Origin of the sequence: Shewanella oncorhynchi (assembly GCF_012584455.1) — a bacterium.
GTDB classification, from domain to species: Bacteria; Pseudomonadota; Gammaproteobacteria; order Enterobacterales; family Shewanellaceae; genus Shewanella; species Shewanella oncorhynchi.
On the sequence record NZ_JABAEB010000006.1, the window covers coordinates 162023 to 182019 of the forward strand.

At 46.3% G+C, this 19997-nt stretch carries 16 protein-coding genes and 1 tRNA gene; 12 read left to right on the forward strand and 5 right to left on the reverse strand.

The window, feature by feature from the left end; genetic code table 11:
* Nucleotides 1-106 precede the first annotated feature (106 nt).
* Together bcp and HGO26_RS11455 are read right to left on the reverse strand one after the other, a co-directional pair.
* Entirely contained in the window at nucleotides 107-574 is a 468-nt protein-coding gene (gene bcp, locus HGO26_RS11450) for a thioredoxin-dependent thiol peroxidase (protein ID WP_168825269.1), read from the reverse strand.
* A gap of 3 nt (nucleotides 575-577) precedes the next feature.
* On the reverse strand, nucleotides 578-1129 hold the full coding sequence (locus HGO26_RS11455; RefSeq protein WP_028759648.1) for a glycine cleavage system transcriptional repressor: 552 nt from the start codon (nucleotides 1127-1129) through the stop codon (nucleotides 578-580).
* Between the two features lie 172 nt (nucleotides 1130-1301).
* Between HGO26_RS11455 and dapA the strand changes: the two genes are divergently transcribed.
* From dapA to nadE, 10 genes are all read left to right on the forward strand, one after another.
* Nucleotides 1302-2186 (forward strand): 4-hydroxy-tetrahydrodipicolinate synthase, encoded by an 885-nt coding sequence (dapA, locus tag HGO26_RS11460; protein WP_168825271.1) that lies wholly within the window; start codon nucleotides 1302-1304, stop codon nucleotides 2184-2186.
* A 3-nt stretch (nucleotides 2187-2189) separates the two neighbouring features.
* Complete coding sequence (bamC, locus tag HGO26_RS11465) at nucleotides 2190-3287, forward strand: NlpB/DapX family lipoprotein (RefSeq protein ID WP_131523287.1); 1098 nt, start codon at nucleotides 2190-2192, stop codon at nucleotides 3285-3287.
* 368 nt (nucleotides 3288-3655) lie between these two features.
* Entirely contained in the window at nucleotides 3656-4738 is a 1083-nt protein-coding gene (locus tag HGO26_RS11470) for an efflux RND transporter periplasmic adaptor subunit (RefSeq protein WP_168825273.1), read from the forward strand.
* Nucleotides 4735-7830, forward strand: a complete 3096-nt coding sequence (locus HGO26_RS11475; protein ID WP_028759652.1) for an efflux RND transporter permease subunit — start codon at nucleotides 4735-4737, stop codon at nucleotides 7828-7830. The genes HGO26_RS11470 and HGO26_RS11475 overlap by 4 nt, the downstream gene beginning before the upstream one ends.
* Before the next feature lie 181 nt (nucleotides 7831-8011).
* Nucleotides 8012-9925, forward strand: coding sequence for a molecular chaperone HtpG (htpG, locus tag HGO26_RS11480; protein WP_168825275.1), 1914 nt, complete (start codon nucleotides 8012-8014; stop codon nucleotides 9923-9925).
* A 184-nt stretch (nucleotides 9926-10109) separates the two neighbouring features.
* Complete coding sequence (locus tag HGO26_RS11485) at nucleotides 10110-10973, forward strand: co-chaperone YbbN (RefSeq protein WP_168825277.1); 864 nt, start codon at nucleotides 10110-10112, stop codon at nucleotides 10971-10973.
* A gap of 140 nt (nucleotides 10974-11113) precedes the next feature.
* Nucleotides 11114-11758 carry an adenylate kinase gene (adk, locus tag HGO26_RS11490; RefSeq protein WP_028759655.1) on the forward strand — a complete coding sequence of 215 codons (645 nt, stop codon included), beginning with the start codon at nucleotides 11114-11116 and terminating at the stop codon, nucleotides 11756-11758.
* Between the two features lie 112 nt (nucleotides 11759-11870).
* Nucleotides 11871-12890: a ferrochelatase gene (gene hemH / locus HGO26_RS11495; protein WP_168825279.1), complete on the forward strand. Its 1020-nt coding sequence runs from the start codon at nucleotides 11871-11873 to the stop codon at nucleotides 12888-12890.
* Nucleotides 12891-13301: 411 nt separating this feature from the next.
* Nucleotides 13302-14606, forward strand: coding sequence for an inosine/guanosine kinase (locus tag HGO26_RS11500; protein ID WP_028759658.1), 1305 nt, complete (start codon nucleotides 13302-13304; stop codon nucleotides 14604-14606).
* 201 nt (nucleotides 14607-14807) lie between these two features.
* Entirely contained in the window at nucleotides 14808-15638 is an 831-nt protein-coding gene (gene nadE, locus HGO26_RS11505; protein WP_168825281.1) for an ammonia-dependent NAD(+) synthetase, read from the forward strand.
* A gap of 117 nt (nucleotides 15639-15755) precedes the next feature.
* Here the strand turns inward: nadE and HGO26_RS11510 are convergent, their stop codons facing one another.
* Complete coding sequence (locus tag HGO26_RS11510; RefSeq protein WP_168825283.1) at nucleotides 15756-16256, reverse strand: DUF6942 family protein; 501 nt, start codon at nucleotides 16254-16256, stop codon at nucleotides 15756-15758.
* A gap of 235 nt (nucleotides 16257-16491) precedes the next feature.
* Here HGO26_RS11510 and HGO26_RS11515 point away from each other — a divergent pair, with 235 nt between their 5' ends.
* Nucleotides 16492-18006, forward strand: a complete 1515-nt coding sequence (locus tag HGO26_RS11515; RefSeq protein WP_168825285.1) for an alpha/beta hydrolase — start codon at nucleotides 16492-16494, stop codon at nucleotides 18004-18006.
* Nucleotides 18007-18317: 311 nt separating this feature from the next.
* A tRNA-Pro gene (locus tag HGO26_RS11520) sits at nucleotides 18318-18394 on the forward strand.
* Between the two features lie 163 nt (nucleotides 18395-18557).
* Here HGO26_RS11520 and HGO26_RS11525 read toward each other — a convergent pair.
* The gene (locus HGO26_RS11525; protein WP_168825287.1) at nucleotides 18558-19742 is read right to left on the reverse strand and encodes a site-specific integrase; all 1185 of its coding nucleotides are present in this window, start codon (nucleotides 19740-19742) and stop codon (nucleotides 18558-18560) included.
* Nucleotides 19743-19747: 5 nt separating this feature from the next.
* Nucleotides 19748-19969: a hypothetical protein gene (locus tag HGO26_RS11530; protein ID WP_012089465.1), complete on the reverse strand. Its 222-nt coding sequence runs from the start codon at nucleotides 19967-19969 to the stop codon at nucleotides 19748-19750.
* Between the last annotated feature and the right edge of the window lie 28 nt (nucleotides 19970-19997).

Consider the following 19997-nt stretch of genomic DNA (forward strand, 5'->3'; position numbering starts at 1 on the left):
ATTGCCGATTATTTATTCAGGCTACCAAGATCAACTGACAACATTTACACTTTTGTGTCGATTAAAGCAGCAGATTGAAGCCTTGTATTCGTCGTCATATTAGTCATTAACCCGCGATTTGCGCGAGTACGACTTCATGGTGATCTTTGGTTTTAAACTTATCGAATACGTGGGCGATGGTGCCGTCGGTATTGATAAGGAAGCTTAATCTGTGGATGCCATCATAGGTTTTTCCCATGAATTTCTTTTCACCCCAGACCCCAAAAGCGTCGGCGACACTGTGGTCTTCATCGCTCAGCAAAGTGAAGTTGAGTGCTTGTTTCTCTGCAAATTTAGCCAGTTTAGCCACAGGATCTGGGCTAATGCCAAATACAGTGACATTATGACTATCGAGCTCGGCTTTACTGTCACGTAGACCACTGGCTTGAACTGTGCAACCCGGCGTTGATGCTTTCGGGTAAAAATACACTAAAACAGGGCCTTGCTTAAGGCTGTCTGCCAGCGATACTGAGTTACCATGTTGATCTTGCAGTGTAAAGTGAGGCGCTTTTGCCCCAGCCGTTAAGGTATTCATCTATTATCCTCTGTCCTCTAAGATGGCAGTGCCTTCCATACGACGAATAGTACAATCTAAGGTCATATCTTGGGCGAGCTGATAGATACTCTGTTCGAGCTTTTCTAGTTCAACTTTTTCAGGAATATTAATGGTTAGCGACACATTTTGCGTTTGTTCACCACCGGGGAGTTCCTCAGAAAATGAACGTACTGCGGCAAGATCTAATGACCTGTCAGCAAGGAACTGGGTAATGCGTTTAATGGTGCCGCGTTGGTCCTTACCCGTGAAGCGTACTTCGAGGCGAGAAAGGTAGTTTTGTGGTGTGTGTTTAGAGGTGCGTTTCATCACCGTCAGCAGTTCTAACTCAACGCTCAGACTGGGGAACATACTTTCAATTTTCGTTATTGATGCCCATGAGCCAGACAACATCATAATCAGGGTAAATTCGTTACCAAATAATGCCATACGGCTGTCGACGATATCGCAGTCACAGTCACTGGCAAGTCGAGCTAGTTTACTTACAAGTCCAGGACGGTCGAGACCCATCGCTGTTACGACCAGGAAATTGGTCATGAATTTTCCTCACTTTTTCGATATCTTAGAGCGAAAACTCAGGGTTAAAGCTGAGTTTTTGTGCGGGATGTAATGCTACCATAACTAATTCAATTTGAGAGCCCCGTTAATGCTTGTCATTAGTGGTTGGCATCAGTACCATAGCGAATCCTGAAATCTTGGGGAAAGTCAGATGATAAACGGAAGCATCGTAGCCTTAATCACGCCAATGAACAGTGATGGCTCAGTAGATTTTGCAAGTCTTGAAAGGTTAGTCGAATTCCATATTGACCAAGGCACAGATGCCATTGTGGCCGTTGGTACTACTGGCGAGTCAGCGACTCTGCCTATGCCTGAGCATGTAGCGGTCGTTTCACAAACCGTTAAATTTGCCGCGGGACGTGTTCCTGTCATTGGTGGCAATGGCGCCAATGCCACATCTGAAGCCGTTGAGCTTACCAAGTCCTTATCTAAGGTGGGTGTTGCCGCTATGCTTGGCGTAACGCCATATTATAATAAGCCGACGCCTAAGGGATTGATTGCGCATTATAAAGCCGTGGCCGCTAGCACAGATATTCCACAAATTCTTTATAATGTTCCAGGCCGTACAGCCGTTGATATGCTGCCAGAAACTGTTGCCGAGCTTGTTAGCGTAAGCAACATTATTGGTGTAAAAGAGGCGACCGGAGACTTATCCCGTGTAAAACGTCTGCGCGAACTGTGCGGCGACGATTTCCTCTTGTATAGCGGTGATGATGCCACAGCCAGTGAGTTTTTACTCTTAGGTGGAAATGGCGTAATTTCTGTGGCTAACAACATAGTACCAAAGGCTTTTAAAGCTATGTGTGATGCGGCGCTCGCTGGCAATGCCGAGTTGGCTCAGAGCATAGATACCCCGCTGCGCGGTTTGTATAGCACACTGTTTTGTGAAGCCAACCCTATCCCAGTAAAATGGGCTGCCCATCGTATGGGTTTGATTAAATGTGGCCATATTCGTTTACCTTTGACTGAACTTTCTGAGCAATGTCATGGTCTGTTGATAGAAGCAATGACTCGTGCCCAGATAGAGGTTAAATAATTAATGTTAAAGAAAGTCACTCCACTGATCTTAGTTGCTGCTGTTGCAGCCTGTAGTTCGCCACTTGATCGCCGCCAAGCGAACGGTAACGACGACTATGTTCAGGCCGAGCAAGCGCCTTTGCTTAAGATCCCCGCGGGATTAAAAACGCCACCCTACAATAAAGAATTCGATGTACCAGCACTGGGTTCTAAAGTGAATGCTTCGCTGTATGGCAAAAACTTAGATATCCGTCCGCCACTGCAAGTACTGCCAATGGCGGAAGGTACTCATGTGGAAGAGGGCAGTGACAACATTAAAATCGTGGTTGAATCCATCGACAATGCTGTGGATTTGAAACAAGAAATCTTCACAAACTTAGATGGTTTCTTTGCTCAAAAAGGTATTGCTGTTCGTAGCCGTGATTTTGACAAAGGCAACGTAGAAACCGATTGGATTGAAAGCCGTGAAGTGATTGAATCGAGCATGTGGGGTGCGGATAAAGTTTATCTGTTGCGCCAACGCTATCGTTTTGACGTGGAAACGCGCCCACATGGTCGTACTGCAAATATCGTTATTCACTTAGTTGAACACGAAGAGTTCTACGACGATAAAGCGCAACAAGTTTTATTAAGCGGTGAAGATAAGCAAAGATACACTATTGATATGCTGAACAGCGCCATTGCGTATATCAGCGTTAAGCGCGATCAAGCGATCCAATCGAATCGTTTGAAGCAAACCTTAGGTATTAATGTTGATCTCGTGACGCCTGAAGAAGGTAAAGCTTACTGGTCTGCTAAAGCCTCTTACAAGCAAGTGTGGGATCGTCTACGCATAGTGCTACCAGAAATGGGCTTTGAAATTGCCGATATGGATAGTGCTAAAGGATTGTACTTTATCAAGTTTGACGATAACTCTGGTTTCTGGAGTTCATTGTGGGGCGAAGATAAGTTAGCACTGAAAGAAGGTAGCTACCGTTTACTGCTTGAAGATGGTGATACTCCAGAAGAAACGAAAATCTTCCTTCGCGATGGCGAAGATCAGCCATTAAGCGATGAAGTGGTTAGCAATGTGTACCAGTCACTGTCAAACCTGATGAAAGAAGAACGTCAAATACGTTAATTTCAGCAGTTGACTAGAAAAGGGCGAATTATCGCCCTTTTTTATTGGCTGCGATTTGAGTTTTAAGCTGGGAGTTGTCGATTATCTAGGCGATCTGTGTTTCAGGATTTAATTATCTATATACCAATTTTTTTCAAATGGTTTTAGTGATAAATGTTGATTTAGTGGCAATAAGTAAAATTAATCACTTAACAACCTTGTTATCGTACTGCATTCTGGCAACTCAGCCATTGATATCGCCAAAGACACTTAATCATACATATTTTGCGCTATCAGCGTAATTTGTAAGAAAAAGTAAAACGTATTGATGCGATGATGTGAGTGAGTAAACTAGCCGTCATTAATGCGAGTCATTCCTTGGAAGCCCGATGAAAAAAATTATTCTAATAATCGCCATATTGGCCGCTGCATGGTTTGGATACCAAGCCATGCAACCGCAAGAGATTGCTGCAGCCCAGATTAAACTCATACCTAATGTAGTGATTGCCACTGCAGCTATGGCGCCCATTCGCGATGAAGTTGAAGCTATTGGTAGCAATAAAGCCGCAGAATCTGTAACGATAACGCCTAAAGTCACCGACATGGTGATAGCACTTAAATTTGACGACGGCGATATCGTTAAAAAGGGCGAGTTATTAGTCCAACTGCAAAATGCTGAGCAGATCGCTAAGGTTAAAGCCGCGCAAGTCAAAGTCAGTGATAATCAACGTGAATTAGCTCGGATCAGTTCGTTGGTGACTAGCCGCACTGTGGCCGAGTTAGAACGCGACAGATTACAAACCCTTATTGATACCACCCGTGCAGAGCTCGAACAGGCGCAATCATCACTCAATGATCGTAGTATTCTGGCACCTTTTAATGGCCGTTTGGGCTTACGTCAAATCAGTGTGGGCAGCTTAGTGTCGCCCGGCACTGTGATTACGACATTGGATGATATTTCTACCATTAAGCTCGATTTTTCAGTGCCAGAGCGCTTTATTCAAGATTTAGAGCCAGGTAAAAAGGTTGAAGCCAAAGCGGTCGCTTTCCCTGATGTGACTTTCAAAGGTGTGGTGACATCGATTGATAGCCGCGTGAATCCAACCACACGCACAGTGATCGTTCGCGCCGAAATCCCCAATCCTGAGTTGCGTTTATTACCGGGCATGTTGATGAAGGTCAAACTCATCAAGCGTAGCCGCGAGGCCTTGATGTTGCCTGAATCTGCCATTATCCCGATCCAGAATGATCACTTTGTTTACAGTGTTAATACCGACAATGTGATTGAGCGTAAACAAGTTACTATAGGGATTCGTACCCGTGGTTGGGTTGAGATCTTAGACGGTTTAGCCTTGGGCGAAAACGTGGTGATCCGTGGCTTATTGAAAGTCCATCCTGGGGATAAAGTGCAAACTGAGTTCGCGGAAAAGTTTAGTTATCTTGCGGATACAAGCGCGGAGCCAAGTGTATGATCCTCACTGATCTCTCGGTAAAACGTCCCGTATTTGCCTCAGTGATCAGCTTGCTGCTGGTCGCTTTCGGGCTTGTCTCCTTTGATAAATTGCCCCTGCGCGAATACCCAAACATAGATCCGCCAGTGGTATCTATCGACACGAATTACCGCGGTGCCAGTGCTGCCGTGGTGGAAAGCCGCATTACCCAATTGATTGAAGACAGGATCAGTGGCGTCGAAGGCATTCGTCACGTGAGTTCATCGAGCAGTGATGGCCGCTCATCGGTTACCTTAGAGTTTGATATTAGTCGTAATATTGAAGATGCAGCTAACGATGTGCGCGACAGGATCTCAGGTTTACTCGACAATTTACCCGATGAAGCTGATCCCCCAGAAGTACAAAAGGCCAATGGCAGTGATGAAGTGATCATGTGGCTCAATCTTGTGTCAGATCAAATGACGACCCTAGAATTGACCGATTACACCAACCGTTATTTGTCGGACCGCTTTTCGGTGGTCGATGGTGTGGCGCGGATGCGTATTGGTGGTGGTAAGGTTTACGCCATGCGCGTTTGGCTTGACAGACAAGCCTTGGCCTCTCGCAGTTTAACGGTTGCCGATGTTGAGGCCGCGCTCAGAGCTGAGAACGTCGAGTTACCTGCTGGTTCGATAGAGTCGAAGGAGCGGCACTTTACAGTGCGACTGGAGCGGGGTTATCGCACTGCCGAAGATTTCGCAAACTTAGTTATCACCCAAGGGGAAGACGGTTATTTAGTCAAACTGAGCGATGTCGCACGGGTGGAAATTGGCTCTGATGAAGAGCGGATTATGTTCCGTGGCAACAAAGAGGCAATGATAGGTTTAGGCGTGTCTAAACAGTCAACCGCCAATACGTTAGAAGTGGCGCGCGCAGTGAACGCGCTGGTTGACAAAATCAACCCGACTTTGCCAGCGGGGATGTCGATTAAACGCAGCTACGATAGCTCAGTGTTTATCGAAGCCTCGATTAAAGAAGTGTATCAAACCCTGTTCACAGCGATGATTTTAGTAATTATCGTGATTTATTTGTTCCTTGGCAGTGTGCGCGCTATGTTGATCCCCGCGATCACTGTGCCAGTGTCTCTGCTCGGCACCTTTATTGTGCTGTATGCACTAGGTTATACCATTAACCTCTTGACCTTATTGGCAATGATCCTCGCCATCGGTATGGTGGTAGACGATGCGATTGTGATGTTGGAAAACATTCATAGACGTATCGAAGAAGGAGATTCCCCACTCAAAGCTGCTTTCCTCGGTGCGCGTGAAGTGGCTTTTGCTGTTATCGCGACCACACTCGTGTTGGTCGCGGTATTTATGCCAATCACTTTCCTTGAGGGTGACTTAGGTAAACTCTTTAAAGAGTTTGCCGTGACCATGAGTGCGGCCGTGCTGTTCTCTAGCCTAGTGGCGCTCACACTCACGCCCATGATGTGCTCTAAGTTGCTTAAGCCGAGCTCGCAGGATTCTTGGTTGGTGCGTAAGGTCGACGGCATAATGACAAAAGTGTCCAACCGATACCAATTGTCCTTAAAATCCGCCATGGCCCACCCGATATTGGTGTCGATTCTGGTGTTAGTCGCATTAGGTTCTAGTGTCTATTTAGTCCAAAAAGTACCGCAAGAATTTGCGCCACAGGAAGACCGTGGTTCGTTATTCTTGATGGTCAATGGGCCACAGGGCGCGAGTTATGAATACATAGAATCCTATATGAATGAAGTGGAAAACCGCTTGATGCCATTGGTCGAAACGGGTGATATCAAACGTCTGCTCATTCGTGCCCCCCGTGGCTTTGGCCGCGCGGCGGATTTCTCTAACGGTATGGCAATCATAGTACTGGAAGACTGGGGCAAACGTCGTCCAGTAAAGGAAGTTATCGTCGACATTAATAAGCGTCTTGCCAATCTCGCCGGAGTGCAAGCGTTCCCTGTAATGCGCCAAGCCTTTGGTCGCGGCGTAGGTAAACCTGTGCAATTTGTGATTGGTGGACCTAGCTACGAAGAGCTTGCCCGCTGGCGCGATATCATGATGCAAAAGGCGGCACAGAATCCCAAATTATTGGGATTAGATCATGATTATAAAGAGACTAAGCCTCAACTTCGTGTCGTCATCGACAGAGACAGAGCGGCGAGCCTTGGAGTGTCGATTTCAAATATAGGCCGTACGCTGGAATCCATGTTGGGCTCACGCTTAGTCACGACCTTTATGCGTGACGGTGAAGAATACGATGTGATCGTTGAAGGTGAGCGCGATAATCAAAATACCGCGGCGGATCTGCAAAATATCTATGTTCGTTCCGAGCGCACTCAAGAACTTATTCCGCTGTCTAACTTAGTGACTGTGGAGGAGTTTGCCGACGCCAGTTCGCTGAATCGTTACAACCGTATGCGCGCGATCACCATAGAAGCCAGTTTAGAAGATGGTTATAGCTTAGGTGAAGCCCTTGATTATATGAATCAATTGGCGCGTACCTATTTGCCAGCGGAAGCGGTGATTAGCTACAAGGGCCAATCCCTCGATTATCAAGAGTCGGGTAGCTCTATGTACTTCGTATTCATCCTCGCACTGGGGATTGTATTCCTCGTGCTCGCGGCGCAGTTTGAGAGTTATATCCACCCTGTGGTGATCATGCTTACTGTGCCGCTGGCTACCGTCGGAGCCTTAATTGGTTTGTGGCTTACGGGGCAGAGTCTTAATATTTACAGTCAGATAGGCATTATTATGCTGGTCGGGTTAGCCGCGAAAAATGGCATCTTGATTGTCGAGTTTGCTAACCAATTGCGGGATAAAGGCGTTGATTTTGATAAGGCCATTATTCAAGCGTCAGCGCAGCGGTTACGACCTATCTTAATGACAGGGATCACCACTGCCGCTGGCGCCGTGCCATTGGTATTAGCGGTAGGCGCGGGTGCTGAAACTCGTTTTGTGATTGGTGTGGTTGTGCTATCGGGGATTTTACTGGCAACCCTATTCACTATCTTCGTGATCCCCGCCGCTTATGGACTCTTTGCCCGCAACAGCGGATCGCCCGAAGCCATCGCCCAACAGTTAGAAAAAGAATTAGCCCAAGACTAACGTCTCGTGCAGGTTGATGTTGAAAGCATACATATAGGCGCTTGGTATTCATCAAGCGCCTTATTTTTCGCCATTCGAACCTCGTTTTAGCCCTTGCCCTTGAAAAGCAAATTTGGAGCCCCATTTAGTAAACACTAAGCGTTACTTTTACCAAATTGCGTAACAAATAAAGGAAAATTTCATGTCACAACAAGAAACTCATGGTTTTCAAACAGAAGTCAAACAGCTGTTGCATTTGATGATCCATTCTTTGTATTCCAACAAAGAAATTTTCTTGCGTGAACTGGTCTCCAACGCTGCGGATGCGGCGGACAAGCTGCGTTATCTGGCGTTGACCAATGACGCACTCTATGAAGGCGACGGTGAACTGCGAGTCCGTATCAGTGCCGATAAAGAAAAAGGCACTGTGACCATCGAAGATAACGGCGTGGGTATGACCCGCGACGGCGTGATTGAGCATTTAGGCACAATCGCAAAATCAGGCACCGCTGATTTCTTTAAGAATCTATCGGGCGAATCCTCAAAGGATTCACAGCTAATCGGTCAGTTTGGTGTTGGTTTCTATTCGGCTTTTATCGTGGCGAAAAAAGTCACTGTTCGCACTCGCGCTGCCGGTCATAAGGCCGATGAAGCCGTATTGTGGGAATCAGAAGGCGAGGGTAACTTCACCGTTGATACCATCACTAAGGCGAGCCGTGGTACTGAAATTACGCTGCACCTGCGTGACGAAGAAAAAGAATTTGCCGATGATTGGCGCCTGCGTTCGATCATCACTAAATACTCAGATCATATCTCTGTGCCAGTCGAAATGTGGCAAGAGGGTACGCCAGAGCATGATGGTCCTGATGGCGAAAAAATTCCTGCGACCGAAGGTCAATGGAAAGTCATGAACAAAGCCACGGCTTTGTGGATGCGCAATAAAGCTGACATCAGTGACGAAGAGTATCAAGAGTTTTATAAACACATTTCCCACGATTACACCGATGCACTGCTCTGGAGTCATAATCGGGTAGAAGGTAAGCAAGAATACACTAACCTATTGTATATTCCTGCAAAAGCGCCTTGGGATATGTGGAATCGCGACCGTAAACACGGCCTAAAACTGTTTGTGCAACGTGTGTTCATCATGGATGACGCTGAGCAATTTATGCCATCTTATCTGCGCTTCGTGCAGGGCTTAATTGACTCAAACGATCTGCCGCTAAACGTATCCCGTGAAATTCTGCAGGATAACCACGTGACCAAAGCGATGCGTACTGGTATCACCAAACGTGTGCTTGGCATGCTGGAAAAACTGGCGAAAGACGATGCGGAAAAATATCAACAGTTCTGGGCTGAATTTGGTCAAGTGCTGAAAGAAGGGCCTGCGGAAGATTTCGCCAACCGTGAGCGTATCGCGGGCTTATTGCGTTTTGCCTCGACCCACACGGGCAGTGCTGCGCCGACTGTGTCACTTGATGACTACATCAGCCGCATGAAAGAAGGTCAAACTAAGATTTATTACATTGTTGCCGACAGCCATGAAGCCGCCGCTAACAGCCCACATTTAGAGTTGTTACGTAAGAAAGGCATTGAAGTCTTACTGATGTCAGAGCGTATCGACGAGTGGCTAATCAACCACTTAACTGAGTACAAAGAGAAACAACTGCACTCAGTGACCCGTGGTGATTTAGAACTTGGCGAGCTAGAAGATGCATCTGAAAAAGAAGCGCAAGAAAAGCTTGAGCAAGAATCGGTAGCTTTAGTTGAACGCATTAAAGCGGCATTAGGCTCAACCGTTGCGGATGTGAAAGTCACGTCACGCTTAACTGACACCCCAGCCTGTGTGGTGGCGGGTGAAGGCGAAATGTCGACTCAGATGATTAAGCTGATGCAAGCTGCGGGTCAACCTGTGCCAGAAGTGAAGCCGACATTTGAGATCAACCCAGCGCACCCATTAGTATCGCGCTTAAATGATCTTCAAGATGAAGCCGCCTTCGCGGATTGGTCAAATCTGCTGCTGCAACAGGCGCAATTATCTGAAAAAGGTAGCCTTGCGGACCCATCGGCCTTTATCAAGCTGATGAACCAAATGTTACTGGCTAACATGAAGTAAATGACTATCGGGGCCCTTCTTTGAACGGCCCCGATATTGTTTCTAGTGCAGGAAGAGTGGTTTGCGCCTAGCCTGTCACTCAATCCGTTAGCGGTAAGACTCGATTTTAAGACTTGGTTCTAACGCTTAGTTTTAAAAGAATAAGGCCTCCCATGATAGAGGCCTTAAATGTTAAGGGAATACTATGGATAATATCCTCAGTCTGACTAAAGACAATATTCAGCAAGTGGTTGACGCCTCGATGCAACAGATCGTGGTGTTAGCATTTTGGGCTCAGCCGCAGGAACAAAGTGTGGCTATGCTGCACACCTTAGAGAAAATTGCTGTGCAAAATGCGGGTCGATTCGTGCTCGCAAAAGTTGACTGTGAAGCCGAATTAGAAATTGCCAATTACTTTCGCATTCAAAGTCTACCGACCACGTTAGTATTGGATAAAGGTCAGCCTGTAGATGGTTTTGCGGGCCTGCAAGATGCGGCGCAAGTCACGGCTATGCTGGATAAACATTTACCGCCTATGTGGCAGTTACAGTTAGCACAGGCCAAAGCATTACTCGCCTTGAGTCAAGTAAGTGCAGAAGATCTTGCTACTGCGGCTGTGTTGCTTAAAGAAGCCCATGTCGGGTCAAATCAAGCGGGTGAGGTGAGTCTAGTGCTTGCCGATGTGTATCTGATGCAGGGCGAATTAGTGTTAGCACAAGCCATGCTTGAGAAGGTAGGGCTTGCCGACCAAGATGGTTATTACCAGAGTTTAAAAGCTAAGCTCGCACTTGCCTTGGATGCGGCGGATACCCCTGAAATTCGCGATTTGCAGCAAAAGTTTGAGCAAAATCCAACAGATTTAGTGTTATTACTCGAGCTGAGTAAGGCATTGCATGCTGCCCACCGCGATGATGAAGCATTAGAACTGTTATTCGGTGTGCTAAGTAAAGATTTAGGTGCTGAAAATGGCACAGTAAAACAAGTGTTTATGGAAGTATTAACGGCACTTGGCCAAGGTAATCCCATAGCCAATCAATACCGCCGTAAGCTCTATACTTTGCTCTATTAATGAAAAAAATCGCTTAGTAACCGCAGTTTATTTGCGGTTTCTGAGGCTAAAGTCGAAGCTAAAACCCTTCTCAATGGCGGCCAGATGTGCGAAGATCGCCGCCCTAAGAAGAATATCAATGCGAAAAGAGGACTCTTGAGATGCGCATTATCCTATTGGGCGCCCCAGGTGCCGGTAAAGGTACCCAGGCCCAGTTCATTATGGAACAGTATGGTATCCCACAAATTTCCACTGGTGATATGTTACGTGCCGCGGTAAAAGCGGGTACTCCACTGGGTTTGGAAGCGAAAAAAGTGATGGATGCTGGTCAACTGGTTTCTGATGATCTGATCATCGGTCTGGTTAAAGAGCGTATCGCACAGGAAGACTGTGTTAAAGGTTTCTTGTTAGACGGTTTCCCACGTACCATCCCACAGGCGGATGCGATGGCAGCAAACGGTATTAGCATTGATCACGTGATTGAAATCGACGTGCCAGACGAAGAAATCGTTAAGCGCATGAGCGGTCGCCGTGTTCACCCAGGTTCTGGCCGTGTTTACCATGTGGTTTTCAATCCACCTAAAGTGGAAGGTAAAGACGACGTGACGGGCGAAGATTTAGCTATTCGTCCAGATGACGAAGAAAGCACAGTGCGTAAACGTCTTGCGATTTACCACGAGCAAACTAAGCCGCTGGTTGAATACTACGGTAAAGTGGCTGCCGCTGGCCAAACTCAATACAACAAGTTTGACGGTACTCAATCGGTTGCGGCCGTAAGTGAGCAGTTAGCTAGGGTGTTGAAATAACCGAATAAAGGTTAATTTACGAGAACAAGTTCTCATATTAAGAAAAAGCCTGCCGATGCAGGCTTTTTTTATGGGTATCGCAATGTTAGCCTCCAAGTGAACTTCATTAACCATGAGCCTAACGTTGAATCCTTCCCCTGCTTTTGGTGTGTTATTGGTTAACCTCGGCACGCCTGATCAACCTAGTCCTAAGGCCGTTAAACGCTTTTTAAGGCAGTTTTTAAGTGATCCTCGTGTCGTCGATTTATCGCCGTGGATTTGGCAACCGCTGCTGAACGGCATTATCCTCAACACCCGTCCGGCGAAAGTCGCCAAACTCTACCAAAGCGTGTGGACGCAGGAAGGCTCGCCCTTGATGGTGATAAGTGCACGCCAAGCACAAAAGTTGGCGGTGGACTTAAGTGCAACCTTTAACCAGACCATTCCGGTTGAACTGGGTATGAGTTACGGCAATCCCTCCATCGATGCGGGATTTGAACGCCTGAAAGATCAAGGAGCAGAGCGTATTATTGTGCTGCCTTTGTATCCCCAATATTCCTGCTCGACGGTGGCAAGTGTGTTCGATGCCGTTGCCCGTTATCTTAAAACCGTGCGTGACATGCCGCAGGTTCGCTTTAATAAAGACTATTTTGACCATAGCGCTTATATTGCTGCGCTGGCACACAGTGTGACGCGCCACTGGAAAACCCATGGGCAGGCCGACAAGTTGCTCTTGTCATTTCATGGTATTCCACTGCGTTATGTGAAAGAGGGAGATCCTTACCGCGAGCAGTGTTTTGTCACGGCTAAACTGTTGGCGCAAAAACTTGAGCTGAGCGAGTCGCAATGGCAAGTGTGTTTCCAATCGCGCTTTGGCCGCGAAGAATGGCTCACGCCCTACGCCGATAAACTATTGACCGAGTTACCTGCGCAAGGGATCAAAAGTGTCGATGTGATTTGCCCTGCGTTTGCGACCGATTGCCTCGAAACCTTAGAAGAAATCTCCATTGGCGCTAAGGAAACCTTTTTACATGCGGGTGGCAGCGACTATCGGTTTATCCCATGTTTGAACGACGATGAGTTACACATTGAATTATTACGGCAATTAATCCAAGAACAAGCGGTATCTTGGGCCCATACCCAAGCCACCTGAAGATACGAGTTTCAGAGCGCCTAGGGTGATTCAATTCAAGGCGCATCAATGACAGAATGTCGGCCACCTTTTGAATTGATGCAACACGGAAGTGAAGTGCCCTAGGCGCTCCGTCCCGGCGTTTTTTAACGCACTTTATACTGTGTTGACTATTTTTAACTTAGCCCACTAGGTCTGCAAATAGCCGCCTTGCCTAAAGCGCGTTAAATTCCCGCTGAATCCTGCATCTTCAGGTTGTTTGGGTATTGGAGCACTGGCTTCGAACTGATTTTGTGATAGAATCTGCGCCCTTCCGGCTAAGGGGTGGTTTTTTTGTCTCGCTAGCCTAGACTCAATATTTTTAGGATGCTGCTTGGCTTGACCGCCTCGGCAGACGCCAATTAGCATGGATGCCAGGAAAAGAGAGCCACTATGAAGTTTCCCGGTCAGCGTAAATCAAAACATTATTTTCCGGTTAAAACCCGAGATCCGCTGCTTGAACAGCTGACTCAACAGCCTCAGCCGTTTGCGACCTATATCAGCGGTATTGATCAAACCTTAGTGGATATCGAAGCGAAAGTGGAAGACGAATTGCTGAGCCGTTATGGCTTGCCCAAAGGCAATTCTACCTTGATCAATGATGAACAGGCCCACAGACTCTACACTGAGTTAAAAATTCATGGTTTGATTAGCGATGAATTTGCTGGTGGCACGATTGGCAACACAGTGCACAACTATTCTATTCTGGCCGATGACCGTTCAGTGCTGTTTGGGGTAATGAGTCAGAATATCGAAGTGGGCAGTTACGCCTACCGCTATTTATGTAATACCTCTTCTAAAGTCGACCTTAACTTTCTACAACCTGTAGATGGTCCTATCGGTCGCTGTTTTACCCTGATTTCTGAGTGCGGCGAGCGAACATTTGCGATCAGCAAAGGCGCTATGGATAAACTCACACCTGAATTTATCGATAAAGACGTAGTGCAGGGCAGTTCAGCCTTAGTGTTGACCGCGTATTTGATGCGCGCCAGTGATGGCGACCGTATTACCGATGCGGCCATGTGCGCTATCGAATATGCAAAAGCCGCCGAAGTTCCCGTGGTATTAACCTTAGGCACGCGTTTCTTGATTGAAGAAGATCCACAATGGTGGCAAAACTTCATCAAAGAACATGTCACCATTTTGGCGATGAATGAAGACGAAGGTGAAGCCTTAACGGGTTCACGGGATCCTCTGCTTGCCAGTGAAAAAGCTTTAGAATGGTGCGACATGGTATTAACCACAGCGGGTCCAATCGGGCTTTATACTGCGGGTTATACCGAGGACTCAGAAAAACGCGAAACGACTCACACGCTGTTGCCGGGTGCTATCCCTGAATTTAATCGTTATGAATTTTCCCGTCCAAAGCTTAAAAGTGACTGTGAAACACCGATTAAAGTGTTTGCCCACATTTCACCTTACATGGGCGGCCCAGAAAAAATCGGTAACACTAATGGCGCTGGCGATGGCGCATTATCGGCGTTATTGCACGATCTGGCGGCCAATACTTTCCACAAGACTAACGTGCCAGGCTCAAGTAAACATAAGCGCGATGGCCTGTGTTATTCCTCGTTCTCTCAAGTGTGTAAGTACGCTAACCGCGTCGCCTATGAAGTCTTAGCCCAGCATAGCCCGCGTTTATCCCGCGGTTTACCTGAGCGCGAAGACAGCTTAGAAGAATCCTACTGGGAAAGATAAGTTGGTAGCTGTATTGGTATTAAGCTGACTGATTTACGCTAGGGCAATAACGGCAAACCGTTGTTGCCCTTATTTTTATGGCGTTTATCAATAATCAATTAACTAAGCATTAATTTTAACTACAGGCAGTTGCGAATAAATGTTAACGTTAGTTGGGTTCAGGTAGTCCAAATACAGCGATAATTTAAGGTGGAATTTTCGGTGAAAGCGCAAATCTTAAGAGAAATGAAAGTACTCACGGCCATAGAGCCTGAGTTCGAAGTGCAACGTCGTGTCGCGTTTATTAAAACCAAACTAAAAGAAGCGCGTAGCAAGGCATTGGTATTAGGGATCAGCGGTGGGGTGGATTCTTCTACTGCTGGGCGTTTGTGTCAGTTGGCGGTGGACAGTTTAAACCAAGAAAATGGCCAAGGCGGTTACCAGTTTATCGCTGTGCGATTACCCTATCAGATCCAAAAAGATGAGCATGAGGCGCAATTAGCCTGTCAGTTTATTCAGCCCTCTAAGTTGGTCACTGTGAATGTGCATCAAGGTGTTGATGGCGTGCACAGCGCTACCGTTGCCGCGTTAGTCGAAGCTGGATTGCCTTTGCCCGATGTGGCGAAGGTTGATTTTGTGAAGGGTAACGTCAAAGCCCGTATGCGGATGATAGCGCAATACGAACTCGCCGGACTCGTGGGCGGGCTTGTGGTGGGGACAGATCACAGCGCCGAAAATATCACAGGTTTTTACACTAAATGGGGCGATGGTGCCTGCGATTTAGCGCCATTATTTGGTCTTAACAAACGCCAAGTTCGCCAACTCGCCGCGTATCTTGGTGCGCCAGAATCGTTAGTCTATAAAGCGCCGACCGCGGATTTAGAAGACAATAAACCCTTACTCGAAGATGAAGTCGCGCTTGGCTTAACCTATGCGCAAATCGATGATTTCCTTGAGGGTAAAGACGTTGGCAAGGCGGTTGAGGACAAGTTGATTGGTATTTATAAGGCGACGCAGCATAAACGTCAGCCTATTCCAACCATTTACGACTAACCCTGAATCGTCCTTGAATATGCACTCGTTTGAACTCTGTTCACGAGTGCTTTTTTATGCCTTTGTTATTTGGTGACTAATGCTGTGGTGACAGCCGTTACCACAATCATAATGGAATTATTTACTGTGTTGGGGCTCTGGCGTTGCTAAGTGTTGCCGTGTCAGGGCGATCAGCTGGTTTGGGTATTGGCGATAATCCAAATAGGGCGTGAGTAAAAAATGCTGTCCTAGCGAAGATGGCAGCTTAAGTGCAGTTATGGATTTATTTTGGGCAGTTAAATGCTGCGCACCGGAATCGTTCACGGACATGGTGAGCCCTAAAGCATTTGCGACCACTTGCCCCGCAATGAGATGAATCTTAGCGTTTGCCATCAGCTCTATAGCGCCTATGCAGATCATTTCATTTTGCTTGAGTAACACTTGGTCACGATAGCTGCGCCAGTCATCTCCAACCGTACTTATTTTGGCCATAATAGTGAAGATCTTACGCCAATGATTGCCATTGAGAGCTATAAGAGTCGCGACAGCGTCTGGCTGAGTGTAATGCCAGTTCTCAGGTACCAGCGGCGCGGTAGGAAGATAGTAGGCGAACCTAGCGTGTGGATTACCGATTATCATCGAGAGTGTATAAGTTTCGTTGGAATAAGACTATTTTCGATCCTAACCCGATTAAGGCCTATGCGGCTAATAAAATTGCGAGATGAGTAAATTGGGGTGACTAAATTGAAGTGACTAAATTGGAGTGATTAAATTGTACTGCTTAAGTGGTTTTTATCGCGGTAAAACGTTTGAAGGATGTTTTTATCTACCCGTATAATCTAGTTGCACATTTTATCTTCATGTAGGAACAGCGATGAAGGCTATCATCATAGGTTCGACAAAACACCTATTTTTAGCTGCAGTGTATGCGAGTACTGGCATAGTGGTGGCGTTACTCGCGACAGGGATCTATTTTCTTAATACGCGCCCTGAGCTGTCACTTTGGCATACGGTCGAGCTAGAAAATGAGTTCCATTATAATACTAAACTCGCTAATTTTAATGAGTACTTAGCGCTAGAAGACCGCTTATTCGGCGAAGTTGAGCGCAAAGTTGTACAGAAGATTCCTACCTCTGAATTATCTCCAGTGAATCGCTATGTTAAAAATAGCTTGTCTGATCCTGCCCATTGGCCACAAAACTGGAATCGCAGTTATGAATGGTCTGTGGCTAATGCCGAATTTGGAGTATTACTGCTCCACGGTATGTCGGATTCGCCCTATGCTCTATCCAATGTGGCAGTGCACTTTAAAGGTAAAGCCCATGTGCTCGGTTTAAGACTGCCAGGACATGGCACGATTCCAAGTGGATTGACTGAGCTTTATTGGCAAGATCTGGCCGCAGCGGTGAATTTAGCCACAGCGCATATGCGGCAAACTCTGAAAGATAAACCATTATTTGTGGTGGCTTTTTCGACGGGTGCCGCCGTCGCGCTGAACCATGAGTTAGAACGTATAAGCCATGATAAAGCCCCTGATTATGATGGAATGATTTTTATCTCTCCCGCGATAGGGCTAGCGCCATCTGCGGCGGCTGCACGCTGGCAGAGTTGGATAGGACGATTGTTGGAGCTGGATAAACTGCAATGGAACAGTATTCAAGTGGAGTACGATCCCTTTAAATACACCTCTTTTGCGGTTAATGCAGGCGATGTAGTTTATCAATTAGCCCTGCGTAACCAAGGTTTATTGGCAGGATTAACGCCGCAGCAACGGGCGCAAGTTCCGTCGATACTCACTTTTCAGTCAGTGGTGGACGCAACGGTTTCAACTGCGGCGGTGGTGAATAATCTGTATCAAACGTTGCCTGAAAAAGGTCATGAGCTAGTGCTGTTTGATATGAACCGACTCGATGTGAATGCCAAGATGGTGTCCAATGATCCGCTTGCGGGCTTGTTGGCGAACATTAATAACCCTGAGTTACATTATCGCGGCACTGTGGTGGAAAATATCAGTAATGAAACCACGCAGGTTCAGGCGCGATACTTTGGTTTAGATGAACAGAATTTAGATACACAGGATATAGACGCACAGGGTAAAGTGCTCACTCAGGTCAGTGAAAACGTGCGGATATTAGATTTATATTGGCCTGCAGGCGTGTATTCTTTATCCCATGTTGCGCTACCTTTTGGCATAGATGATGGGCTTTATGGCGCCGTGATCCAGCCTGATTTACATAGGATCCAAATCGGAGCCTCAGCTTCGCGCGGAGAGCGCGGCTTGTATAGCGTGTCAGCATCTGAAATGTTACGACAGAAATGGAATCCCTTTTTCCCATATCTACTCGAGCGCATGGATGAGTATCGACTCGCCCATATGCACTCGCATTGAATGATGATTTAGTAAACAGGTGTCATTATGTCTGTTCTGCAGCTAAATCCTGTTTGAGTATGGCCGTAATCAGTATCGAGCAATCATTATCGACGAAAATTGTGTCATTCAGAACATAAACTAAGCAGTTGATCAAAGAGATGTAATGAAGCCCTTGCGCAGTTGCGAGGCAATTGCTACAGTTCTGGCTCGCTTAAGATAAACCCCATAAACAGTATCTTAGGTGATAAGTAATTGAGCAAAAGCCGTAAAGATTATCGCTAAACTATATTTAGCTAAGTCAGCACAGGTATGCAATATACTTAAAAATTCGGTATGTAGCGCAGCCCGGTAGCGCACTGTCATGGGGTGTCAGGGGTCGGAGGTTCGAATCCTCTCATACCGACCAAATTCTAAATAAAAAAGCCTGTAAACTTAATAGTTTGCAGGTTTTTTTATTTTAATCCGATTTTAATATTCATTTTTAAGCGGTCAAACTATGGTCGAACTCAGGTCAAACAGGCTTTCAATAACCGAGGCCATTCAGGCCCGTTTGCCTTAGTTTTTCTAGGCTAATTTGCCATGTTAATCTCTGCATGTGGTACCTCAGTCCATTCCAAATGATCACGAACATAGACCTTGGTAGACTTCGAATCGGTATGCGCCATGCGGCCTTGAGGATCAATCCCCATATCCGAAAACAATCTTGCAGATAGGGCGCGGATTTCATGAAAAGTCGGCCGCTGATTAACTTCAAGGTGACTAAATAATCCAATGTCATCCCTTACCGCAGAAAATGCTCTGCTAAGGTAGTTTGGATCAAGCTGATAACGATGGTTTGTTTCAGCGCTTTGCCTAGTATTTCGCTCAGGAACCCGATGAACAACATACGGGCATAAAATCCCATCACGGCTTCTATCTATAATCCCTTTAATCTCCTGACCAATAGGGATAGCGACATGGCTAGCTTCCTTTTCCTCAACTTTTTGCCTATGGATAAACAGCGTTCCATAGATCCCATCAACCGGAGCCTCAAACCAAATACAGCCGCATTGCCCATCCTTAGGCTTTTTAATGCTGTACTTAATTCGAGAAATTTCTAACCTTGCCTGCGATGCTTGAAGCGCTAACTCCATTGCTGTTTGTAACCAAAGTGGCGCCGCAGCGTGGATAAGTTTGAAAGCATCCAAACTTAAGCGTTGGCGTTCTTTGCCTTTGGTTTTTCGCTTTTTCATCTTTTTGGCGGCAGGGTTATCAACCATCAGCGATTGATCAATGGCGTAATTAATCAACTTTTCAATGAAACCCAGTTTGCGATTATGCACATTAGCACTCGCGTTAGGATGGTACTGGTTAAGAAATCCATTAATATGCTCAAGGCCAATATCCTGGCTTGGTATAGCCTTGAAGTACTCCTTCACTCTCGACGCATCGTTTAGCATAGTGCTAGCGAATTGCTTACTGGGTGACTCCTCTTTGAAAATGATTTCCATCAAACGGTCAACATGATCAGCAAAAGGAAGTTGCTGCTCAGATTCAATACCGCCAGAAGCCTTTATCAGGTCATCTACAATCAACCCAGAACTTGGGCGCATGATCCGGTTATATTCATTTGCTATCTGTATTGCTTGGATTTTATCTTTACCCAGTGATTTCCTAATACCGTTAATCAGGGTAAAGCGGTAAACGCCAGAGTCGATTTCATATCTTAGATATGAAGGAAGATGCTTATTTACCGGCTTTTTTGGGCGCACCATGATACTTACACCGATTCCGCGACCAGATGCATAACCGCATTACTGACAACCTGCGGAACGCCAAAATACTGATCCTCATACACATAGACAGTGCCACTAATGACGGCACCACGAATTTTACCTTTCAATATCCACGTAGAAATGGTTCTATTTTGTGGCATTGATCCTTTAGTGAACTCGCGGCTAGCCCATTCGCGTGCCTTCATTAACTTTGCTGTGTTTTTCATAATAGCCTCTCTTATTTGCTATGACGTT